Genomic DNA, 10149 nt, shown 5'->3' on the forward strand with positions numbered 1-10149 from the left:
CCAGACGGCCTTGAGGTCAGCCGGCGGTTCGACATAGGCGAGTGCGGTTCGATAGGTCTTCAACTCGCCGTCCAGTTCCGGAAACAGCTTCAGCACCCAGGCGCCGGCGGCGACGACGATGCGGTCAGCCTGCATCGTCTCGCCGCTTTCGAGCACGATATGGCCGGCCTCGGAGTCGATCGCGGTGACCTTGCTGTGTTCGTAGACATTGGCGCCGTTGGCGCGCAGCCACTTTGCCAGATCGGAGGCGATCTTGCGGCAATGCAGCGCGCCGCCTTCAGTCGAAAAATAGGCATAGCGGAACGAACCGGCTTCGAGAAACGGCCAGCGCTTCACGGCTGCATCCGGCTCCAGCAATTCGAAGGGAAAATTGCCCTCTTCCAGTCCCTCACGGTATTCCTCGGCCTCGTCGCCCGGCTCGCGCGAAATGCAGACAAATCCGCGCGCATCGAGATGGCTTTCGCCGAGATCGGCCCACATCTCGTCCCACGCCTGGTAAGCTTCGGTGATCAACCGGCCATAGCCGGTTCCCGCCCGGTAGGCGCGGCGGATGATGCGGTGGTGGTCGCCCGACGCTGCCAGCGGGTTGGGGATCGGCCCCTGCTCGACGATGGAAACGCTGTGACCGGCCTTGACCAGCGACCACGCCGTGGAGAGACCGGCGATACCCGCGCCGACAACGATCACATTCATCAAATCAGTCTTTCCGCAGCCGGTCGGCTGGCTCAACGCATTGGGTTGCGGGCGCCAACATACGGTCTGGAACCCGGCTGGCAAGCCGCGCTATTGGTCTGGCATGAGCAAATTGACGCCGCCCACCCTGGCCTTTGATCCAGCCACTCGTCACCTGCGGCTGGACCCGCACAAGCCGACCTTCTTCCAGAACCCTTACGAGGCCTATGCCTTTCTGCACGGCGCATCGAACGCATTCTTCTGGGAAGAATTCGGCTTCTGGTGCTTTGGCGGTTTCGATGACGTCAACCGGCTGCTGCGCGACCGCCGCTTCGGCCGCCAGAACCCGGCCGGCATTCCAGACAGCCGCGGCATCGGCCAGGATCGCAGCCATCTCAGCGCCTTTGACGGCATCGAAGCCAATTCCATGCTGGAGCTCGAGCCACCGGTGCACACGCGGCTCCGAACGCTGGTCAATCGTGCCTTCGTCTCGCGCCAGGTGGAACGGCTGCGGCCGCGTGTCGAAGCGCTCGCCAACGACCTGATCGACCGCTTCGAACCGGGCCAGGCCGTCGACCTGCTGCCCGCCTTCGCGGCGCCGCTGCCGATCACCATCATTGCCGAAATGCTCGGCGTGCCGGTCGAAATGGGGCCGCAACTGCTCGACTGGTCGCACCGGATGGTCGCCATGTACATCCACGGCCGCACACGCGAAACCGAGGAGGCGGCCAATCGCGCCGCGGGCGAATTTGCCGATTTCCTGCGTTTCCATGTCACCGAGCGGCGCAAGAACCCCGGCGACGACCTGCTGTCGCTGCTGATCTCGGCGCAGGAGGACGGTGAGAGGCTGTCGGAGGACGAGATGGTGTCCTCTGCGATCCTGCTGCTCAATGCCGGTCATGAAGCGACGGTGCATCAGACCGGCAACGCTGTCCGCTCCATCCTTATGCAAGGCGGCGATGTCAGCCGCTTCTTCGGTTCACCAGAAGCGGCCGCGGCAACGGTCGAGGAATGCCTGCGCTTCGACGCGCCGCTGCACATGTTCACGCGCTACGCCTATCAGGAGATCGAGGTCTCGCCCGGTATCGTGGTGCAGCCGGGCCAGACGATCGGGCTGCTGCTCGGCATGGCCAACCATGACCCGCGCGCCTTCGCCGAACCGCAAGCCTTCCGGCCGGATCGCGCGGACCAGAAGAATGTATCCTTCGGCGCCGGCATCCATTTCTGCATCGGTGCACCGCTGGCCCGGCTCGAATTGCAGGTGTCGCTGAAAACCCTATTTGAGCGCCACCCAAAGCTCCATCTTGCCGAAAGGCCAAGCTTCCGCGACACTTACCACTTCCATGGGCTGGAAACGCTCGCCGTCGGCTTCTGACGATCGCGGGCCAGGGGCTGCGAGATGAGACTGTTTTCGATACGGGCGACGGTGTTCGCCCTGGCGCTGGCGTGCGCATCCCCTGACATGGCGGCCGCCCAGCAGCAGCCGGAAAACATCCCGTGGGAAAACAGCACGGCCATCGCCCAAAAAATGGCGACGGTCCTGCTGGAGCGGCAGACCGGGTCGAAAGGCCTGCCGCTGACATCGTTTGCCATCGAGGTCGATCTCAACCTTGACGGTTTTCCGGAGATTTTCGCCTATCGCTATGCGCCCAGCTGTGATGGCACCAACTGCGGCAACTTCCTGTTTGTCCTGGAAGGCGACAGCTACCAGGAGGTTCTCGGCGATATTCCAGGTGCCCGGCTGGTGCCGCAGGACAAGATCGGGCTCAGCGCCTTCAAGCGGAACGGTTTTCTCGACATCCAGTCCGACCAGATGACGATCGGCTGGGACGGCAAGCGCTATCTAGACGCCTCCAGCTTTCCAGCTTCGTCGCTCGACGGCGCGGCCTTCCTGGCCGCTTGCCAGAAAAGCAAATCCAACGAGCAACCGGCGGAAGGCGAAGCGGAACGCGTAAACACCGAATGCCAATGCCAGCTCAACCGGTTTCAGGTAACCAGCTTCAGTCAGTCCGATCTCGACATGTACACCGCGTCGCTGGCAGAAAACTTCGAATATCCGACGGGTGAAAAGTGGACCGCGTTGCTGGCCGTCCAGAACAACGCCAAGGATGTCGGCACCGGCTGCGATGTCGCCAGCGGCAAGAGCCAATGGCCGCCGGCCTATTTCAACCATGGCGACCAGCCGCAGCAGAAGCTGAATTTCGACGGCTTTCTCGATGCCTGTCCGGCACAGACCTTTATCCTCTCCAACCACAAGATCGGCTCACCGGATCGTGCGCTCAGCCTGTGCGGCTGCCTTGCCCGCGAGATGCCGACGCAGGGCATCAGCCAGGAGGGGCTCGATCTCATGGCGCAGTATTATCGCGACGAGATCTCCGACGCCGATATCGAGGCACAGGATGTCGACATCCTGGCCTTTCACGACAAGGCGTCGGAGGCCTGCCTCAGCCAGTTTCCGGCAAAATAGGACGGCGATGCTTTGCCTGACATGACCGAGTTGAAATTTGCCTTCCTGGAAGAGCCGCCATTCTGCTTCACCGGCGCATCGGGCGAGGTTTCCGGCTGCGACGTCGAGCTTGCGCGCCGCCTCGGCGACATGCTCGGATTGGCGAGCTTCAGCCCGATCGAAACCGAATTCGCTGAACTGCTGCCAGGCTTGGTCGAGGGCCGCTGGACCATGACGACCGGCCTGTTCGTCTCCGAAGAGCGCAGGCAGCTTGTCGACTTCACACGGCCGATCTGGGCATTGCAGGACGGGTTGCTGGTCGCGAAAGACAATCCGCGCGGCTTTCGCGGCTACCAATCCATCGCCGAGGACCGAAGGGCGTTGATCGGCGTCATAACCGATCAGGTTCAGCATCTTACGGCGCTGCACAACGCAATCGCGCCTGAGCAGGTCAGGATGTTTGCAACGCAGGCGGATGCGGCACACGCTGTCGCCGATGGCACGGTGCACGCCTATGCCAGCGTTGCGATGGCGCATCGAGGTTATCTGGCGCAGCGGCCCGACATGCCGCTTGGGTTTGTCGAGGTTCCTCCGATTGAAAAGCAACCGTCGGCCGGCGCCTTCGCGATCGCCAAGGGCAACAGCGCCCTGCTCCGGCGCATCGATTCCTGCCTGGGCGAATTGCTGGGCAGCGACTGGCACCGGCAGATGATGGCGCGATACGGATTTTCGGACAGCGATATCGATCGCGTCGTCTGATCCGTTCCCGATGCCTACAACTTGATTACATATTCCTTGCGGGTCGTTTCAAGCACTTCCCAGCTTCCCCTAAAGCCGGGCCTCAGCACGAAGCTGTCGCCCGCCTTGACGGTGCGCGCTTGCCCGCCGTCCTCCGCGATCACCGAAACGCCGGACAGGATGTGGCAGAACTCCCACTCGTCATAGACGATGCGCCACTTGCCGGGAGTCGATTCCCAGATGCCGGCGTAAAGGCCGCCCTCCCGCTCCTCGACATTCCAGGTGCGGAATTTCGGATCACCCGAGATCAGCCGATCCGGCGCCGGCGCGCCCTGTTCGGCGTCGACAGTGTCGACGCCGATGGCAAGAAATTTTGGCTCGGCCATGATCGGTCAGACCTTGGCGAGCGCCTGTTCGAGGTCGGCGACGATGTCGTTGACGTCCTCGATGCCGATAGAGAGCCGCACGGTGTCCGGGCCCGCGCCGGCCTTGACCTTCTGCTCGTCGGAAAGCTGGCGGTGCGTGGTCGACGCCGGGTGGATAACCAGCGACTTGGTGTCGCCGACATTGGCGAGGTGTGAGAACAGTTCGAGCGCCTCGACGAATTTCACGCCGGCGTCATAGCCGCCCTTGAGAGCGAAGGTGAACACGGCGCCCGCACCAAGCGGCGAGTACTTCTTCTGCAGCGCGTTGTTCTTGTCGCTGGGCAGGCCGGGGTAGTTCACCGACGCGACCTTGGGGTGGTTGGACAGCCAGGCGGCGACCGTCACGGCGTTGTCGCAGTGGCGCTGCATGCGCAGCGGCAAGGTTTCCAGGCCGGTCAGGATGAGGAAGGCGTTGAACGGCGAGATCGCCGGGCCGAGATCGCGCAGGCCGAGCACGCGCGCGGCAATGGCGAAGGCGAAATTGCCGAAGGTTTCATGCAGGACGAGGCCGCCATATTCAGGGCGCGGTTCCGACAGCATCGGGTATTTTCCCGACTTCGACCAGTCGAAGGTGCCGCCATCGACAATGGCGCCGCCGATCGAATTGCCATGGCCGCCGATGAATTTGGTCAGCGAATGCACGACGATGTCGGCGCCATGCTCGATCGGCCGGATCAGGTAGGGCGAGGCCAGTGTGTTGTCGACGATCAGCGGCAGGCCGTGCTTGCGCGCGATGTCGCCGATCTTCTCGATATCGACGAAAGTGCCGCCCGGATTGGCGAGGCTCTCGATAAAGATCGCCTTGGTTCTGTCGTCGATCTGGCTTTCGAAGGTCGAGATGTCGTTGGTGTCGGCCCAGCGCCCCTCCCAGCCATAATTCTTGAAGGCATGGCCGAACTGATTGATCGAGCCGCCATAGAGCTTGTTGGCGGCAACGAAATTGTCGCCCGGCTGCATCAGATTGTGGAACACGATGACCTGCGCGGCATGGCCGGAGGCGACCGCTAGTGCCGCCGTGCCGCCTTCGAGGGCCGCCATGCGCTCTTCCAGCACCGCCTGCGTCGGGTTCATGATGCGGGTGTAGATGTTGCCGAAGGCCTTCAGCCCGAACAGCGAGGCGGCATGGTCGGCATCATCGAAGACGAAGGAGGTCGTCTGGTAGATCGGCGTGGCGCGTGCGCCGGTCGCCGGATCTGGCTTGGCGCCGGCATGGACGGCGAGCGTATTGAAACCTGGCGTGCGGGTCACTGAAAACCTCCCTGAAAAACCTTCTGAAATTCGCTGGGCATTCTTGGCGAAGCCCGGCCTCGAATGCAAAGAAGAAAATACCCTTCCGTGCGGGATCTTTTATGAAGCGGCAGGAAAATACTGCGTTTGTCGGAATAATTTTGCGCTTTCGCCCCTCGCCTATTTCTGGCGAACGCCGAAACTCTGGAATCCGGCGCGCATCAGCGGCTTCTTCGACGACAGCACACCGGAATTGACGCCGGTCCAGCCGATCTCGCCGGACAGCTTGCCATATTCGATCTTGGGGCAGCGGTTCATCACCACCTTGATGCCGGCAGCCTCGGCGCGCGCGGTTGCCTCGTCATGGCGCACGCCAAGCTGCATCCAGATCACTTTCGGCAAGGGATCAAGCCGCAACGCCTCGTCGACGATGCCGGGTACTGCCGCAGGCGCACGAAAGATGTCGACCATGTCGATCGGCTCCGGAATATCGGCGAGCCTGGAATAGGTCATCCGGCCGAGGATTTCCTTGCCGGCCTGGCCAGGATTGATCGGAAACACCGAAAAGCCCTTGGCCAGCAGATATTTCAGCACGAAATAGCTCGGTCGCACATCGTTGGCGGATGCGCCGACCATGGCGACGGTCTTCACCGAATTGAGAATGCCGGCGATGTAGGTGTTGTCGTAACTATCGTGGTTCATGCGGCTTCCTGCGGTAGTGATAGCGGTAAAGTTCACGGCTGAACCCAAGCGAGGCGTAGAGTGCGCGGGCCGGCGCGTTATCGGCCACCACCTGCAAGCATGCCGCCGACGCCCCTGCCCGCCGCGCCCAGTCAATGAGGCCGCCGACGGTCTTGCGGCCCAAGCCTTGCTGCCTGAAACGGCCATCGGTTTCAACCGATTCCACCACAAGCAGGCCATTGCGGATGACACCATAGGCCAAGGCGGCAATTTCGCTGTCGCGTTCACACGACACAAATGCCCGGTCCCCGAGGATCAGTCCGGTCATCTCGCGAAAGATGCGGCGCTCGGCGTCGTCAAAGGCCCCCATGCGGAAGCGCGCCGCGAGCCAGTCTTCGCCCGGCACCTTCAAAACGGTGACCTGCTCGTCGCGGACTTCAGCCAGGTCGCCGGTCCCGGCATGGAGATGGATCGTGCCGCCTTCCGGCTGGTAGCCGCGATGGTCGAGTACGGCTTCGAGCTCGCCGGCGATGTCGGGAACCCGAAACAAGGGCGTCTGGCCGTGACCGATGTAGAAGGACTCGGCGGCGTTGATGACTGCATCAGGTGCACCGCGCTTGCCACGCAAGGGATTGGCCGAATTGGTGCGCCGGATCCGTCCGCCGGACCGTCTCAAAAGCCAGCCCTCCACAACCGCCTCGGTTGCCGCCGGCCAGCCTTCGCGGCACGTCTGCTCGATGCGCCAGTTGAGATCATCGTCGCCGGCGCTCACGCGTCATCCTCCCTCAGCGCTTCCTCCATAAAAGCCTGCGGATCGGTGCAGAAGTCGCGCATCATGCGAAAATGATCGGTATCGCTGAAATCGGTCGGGTCGAGTCCGAAGCGGCTGATCCGGAACAGCCGCGCTCCGGGACAAGCCATCAGCAGCGGCGAATGCGTCGCCATGATCACTTGCGCGGTGCCCGACTGGTCCATGCGCCGCAGCATCTTGAGCAGTTCGATCTGGCGAGACGGCGACAGCGCGCTCTCAGGCTCGTCGAGGATGTAGATGCCTTGCCTGCGGCAGCGCTCTTCGAAAAAGCGGATAAACCCCTCGCCATGCGACCAGGACAGGAAATCCGGCGGTGGTGGCCTGAAGGGGTCTTCCAGCGCCGCCTGATCGAGATAGCGAGCCACGGAGTAGAAGGATTCGGCGCGAAAGAACCAGCCGGCGGTGACTTTCGGCAGCCAGTGGCCACGGAATGTGTTTGCCAGTGCCGCACCGCTCTTGTCGATGGCGCTGGAATGGTCGACCGGCCTATAACCTTTGCCGCCGCCGGCTTCGTCGTAGCCGGCAAGTGCGCCGATGGCCTCAAGCAGCGTCGATTTGCCGGTGCCGTTCTCGCCGACAATGATGGTGATCGGCGTGGTGAATTCGAGTTCGAAGTCATGGCCGCGAAACAGCGGCAGGTTCCAGGGGTATTTTTCCCAATCCTCGACCCGCGCGGGATCAAGCAGGATGCGCTTGAGATAGGGAGCCTTGAGCCGCGTCAGCTGCTTGCGATGGGCCATCAGCCAGGCAGCGAAATCGTGCCGTCTTCCGCGATCGGAAAGGCCGGATTGTGCGCCACTTCCCAGACATGTCCGTCGGCGTCGGCGAAATAGCCGTACCAGCCGCCCCAGAAGGCCCGGCCGGCCGGCTTGACGATGCGGCCGCCGGCTTCTTGCGCCATGGCGAGCACCTCGTCCACCTCGGCGTCGGAGCGGGTGTTGTAGGCGAGATAGACAGCCGACGGCGCCCCGGTGAAGGCAATGCCGGAATCCTCCTCGGCGCTGGCGCGCGGGAACAGGCCGAGAATGACGCCGCCCATCTGGAAGAAGGCAACACCGTCGGTGATGCCGGCATGACGGGTCAGGCCCATCGCCTCATAGAAGCGCACCGCGCGGTCGAGGTCGTCTGTAGCGATGGTAATGATGGAGATGCGCGGTTCCATTTCTGTATGCTCGCGGCTAACGTGATCGATATTTACACATCAATATGTTTATACGCCAAGTAAATCACCAAGACAGTACTTAACATCCATAGAACCACCCATATAGAAACCCAAAAATCCTGATACTTTCGCCTTTCCGCCCAGTTAAGCAACTCGTGAGAAGGATGTCGAGGAAATCGCTCACGGCCAACCTCGTGCCACTTCATTCGTCCGTCCATTCCGGCTTGCGCTTGCCGATGAAGGCGCCGATGCCTTCCTCCGCATCGCGCGCCAGCATGTTTTCGACCATGATGCTGCCGGTATAGGCATAGGCATCCGCCAGCCCCATTTCGGCCTGCGCGTAAAACGCCTCCTTGCCGGTCTTGATCACCAAGGATGATTTGGAAGCAATGGTTTGCGCGTATTTGGTGACAATCTGATTCAGGTACTCGCGCGGCACGACGCGGTTGACCAGACCGAATTCCTTGGCCGTCGCCGCATCGATCGTCTCGCCGGTCAACAGCATCTCCATTGCATGCTTGCGCGAAACGTTGCGCGACAGCGCCACCATGGGCGTCGAACAGAACAGGCCGATGTTGACGCCCGGCGTGCAGAAGGTCGCTTCGTGCGAGGCGATCGCCAGATCGCAACTAGCGACCAGTTGCAGCCCCGCCGCGGTGGCCAGGCCGTCGACTTCGGCGATCACCGGCACGGGATGACGCACGATCGCCTGCATCAGCGCGGCACAAGCCGCGAACGTCTCTGCGAAAAAGGCCTTGCCATGATCGGCGTCAGCGCGGCGCGCGGTCATTTCCTTGAGATCATGGCCGGCGCAGAACACCTTGCCGGCCGCCGACAAAACGATGACGCGAACGGCCTTGTTGGTCTTGGCGCGCTCAAGTTCGGCCGTCAGCGCCGCCATCACCATCAGCGACAGGGCGTTGGCGGGCGGATTGGCGAGCGTGAGGCGCAGCACGCCCTTGTCCATTTGTGCGACAACCGGACCTTCAATGGCGGCAGGCTTGATGGCAAGGATTTCGGCCATGGATAAGGTCTCCGCGATTCCGCTCGGGGCTGCCAGAGTATCTAATACCGGATCGGATTTCGTCCAACACCCATCGCTTGCGCCAGGAGACGAAGGTTGCCAGAAATGCCGCGCTGCCCATACAGCTACGCACAAAACGAGAGACCGACATGCCCGCCCAAACCAACCTGAAGCCGGTGCTGACCGCGCAACAAGTCAATGCGCTGATGGAAACCGTCTATCCGCAGCTCAATGAGCAGTTCAAATATTTCGAGGCGATCGACGTGTTCCCCGGCGGCTGCACCGTGCGGCTCAATGCCGGCGAGCGGCACCTGCGTCCCGGCGGCACCGTATCCGGCCCCTCGCTGTTCACGCTGGCCGACATCGGCGGTTATGTCTGCGTGCTGTCGCATGCCGGGCCGGACGCGCTTTCCGTTACCGTCAACCTCGACATCAATTTCGTCCGCAAGGCCGAGGCCGGACCGATCGATGGCCATTGCCGCATCCTGAAGCTGGGAAAGAGCCTGATGGTGTTCGACATCGACATCGTCGCCGGCGCGGACGGACACACGGTGGCGCACGCCACCGGCACCTATTCGATCCCTCCGAAGCGAAATGACGGTGTGGTAAAATAATACCTTTTACCTAAACTATTGTTTTTGCAGCCCTTTACCTGCTATCGACCGTTTCGCGCGTCTTGACGCCACAACCACCCTCGCCTATAAGCCCTCACGAAGCAGCGGCCCGCAAAGGCCGCCGTTTTGTTATTGGCGGCGGGCAAGCGCTTTTCGCCAATCCAAGCAACAAGAAACGCCTTCCCTCGTGAAGGTCAGAACCGAGAGCAGAAAACATGACAACCTTTTCGCAGAAGCCTGCGGATGTGGTGAAGAAGTGGATCCTGATCGACGCCGAAGGTCTCGTCGTCGGTCGTCTGGCCACTGTCATCGCCAATCATCTTCGCGGCAAGCACAAGCCGACCTTCAC

At 62.0% G+C, this 10149-nt stretch carries 13 protein-coding genes; 5 read left to right on the forward strand and 8 right to left on the reverse strand.

What is annotated here, in order from left to right:
* On the reverse strand, positions 1–693 hold a 693-nt coding region (locus EN993_RS24540; RefSeq protein WP_164757786.1), incomplete at its 3' end, for an FAD-dependent oxidoreductase.
* Between the two features lie 103 nt (positions 694–796).
* Here EN993_RS24540 and EN993_RS24545 point away from each other — a divergent pair.
* The 3 genes from EN993_RS24545 to EN993_RS24555 are packed head-to-tail and all read left to right on the forward strand — an operon-like array spanning position 797 to position 3877.
* On the forward strand, positions 797–2047 hold the full coding sequence (locus tag EN993_RS24545; protein ID WP_127265045.1) for a cytochrome P450: 1251 nt from the start codon (positions 797–799) through the stop codon (positions 2045–2047).
* Positions 2048–2071: 24 nt separating this feature from the next.
* Complete coding sequence (locus EN993_RS24550; protein WP_164757787.1) at positions 2072–3139, forward strand: hypothetical protein; 1068 nt, start codon at positions 2072–2074, stop codon at positions 3137–3139.
* A gap of 21 nt (positions 3140–3160) precedes the next feature.
* Positions 3161–3877, forward strand: coding sequence for a transporter substrate-binding domain-containing protein (locus tag EN993_RS24555; protein ID WP_127265046.1), 717 nt, complete (start codon positions 3161–3163; stop codon positions 3875–3877).
* 14 nt (positions 3878–3891) lie between these two features.
* Here EN993_RS24555 and EN993_RS24560 read toward each other — a convergent pair whose 3' ends face one another.
* From EN993_RS24560 to EN993_RS24590, 7 genes are all read right to left on the reverse strand, one after another.
* Positions 3892–4242: a cupin domain-containing protein gene (locus tag EN993_RS24560; RefSeq protein WP_109669495.1), complete on the reverse strand. Its 351-nt coding sequence runs from the start codon at positions 4240–4242 to the stop codon at positions 3892–3894.
* Between the two features lie 6 nt (positions 4243–4248).
* Complete coding sequence (locus EN993_RS24565; protein WP_127265047.1) at positions 4249–5529, reverse strand: O-acetylhomoserine aminocarboxypropyltransferase; 1281 nt, start codon at positions 5527–5529, stop codon at positions 4249–4251.
* Between the two features lie 159 nt (positions 5530–5688).
* The gene (locus EN993_RS24570; protein WP_127265048.1) at positions 5689–6210 is read right to left on the reverse strand and encodes a CoA-binding protein; all 522 of its coding nucleotides are present in this window, start codon (positions 6208–6210) and stop codon (positions 5689–5691) included.
* Positions 6197–6961, reverse strand: coding sequence for a GNAT family N-acetyltransferase (locus EN993_RS24575; RefSeq protein WP_127265049.1), 765 nt, complete (start codon positions 6959–6961; stop codon positions 6197–6199). Before EN993_RS24575 ends, EN993_RS24570 begins: the two co-directional genes overlap by 14 nt.
* The gene (locus tag EN993_RS24580) at positions 6958–7740 is read right to left on the reverse strand and encodes an AAA family ATPase (RefSeq protein WP_109669486.1); all 783 of its coding nucleotides are present in this window, start codon (positions 7738–7740) and stop codon (positions 6958–6960) included. Before EN993_RS24580 ends, EN993_RS24575 begins: the two co-directional genes overlap by 4 nt.
* Entirely contained in the window at positions 7740–8162 is a 423-nt protein-coding gene (locus EN993_RS24585) for a VOC family protein (protein WP_127265050.1), read from the reverse strand. The genes EN993_RS24580 and EN993_RS24585 overlap by 1 nt, the downstream gene beginning before the upstream one ends.
* Before the next feature lie 202 nt (positions 8163–8364).
* A complete protein-coding gene (locus tag EN993_RS24590) occupies positions 8365–9186 on the reverse strand; it encodes an enoyl-CoA hydratase (RefSeq protein ID WP_127265051.1) in 822 nt (273 codons plus the stop codon).
* Between the two features lie 149 nt (positions 9187–9335).
* Here EN993_RS24590 and EN993_RS24595 point away from each other — a divergent pair, with 149 nt between their 5' ends.
* Together EN993_RS24595 and EN993_RS24600 are read left to right on the forward strand one after the other, a co-directional pair.
* Positions 9336–9800, forward strand: a complete 465-nt coding sequence (locus EN993_RS24595; RefSeq protein ID WP_127265052.1) for a PaaI family thioesterase — start codon at positions 9336–9338, stop codon at positions 9798–9800.
* Positions 9801–10015: 215 nt separating this feature from the next.
* Positions 10016–10149, forward strand: a 134-nt coding sequence (locus EN993_RS24600) for an uL13 family ribosomal protein (protein WP_206525254.1), incomplete at its 3' end; no start/stop codon positions are given.

It is taken from the genome of Mesorhizobium sp. M7D.F.Ca.US.004.01.2.1, assembly GCF_003997785.1.
Classification (GTDB): Bacteria; Pseudomonadota; Alphaproteobacteria; order Rhizobiales; family Rhizobiaceae; genus Mesorhizobium; species Mesorhizobium loti.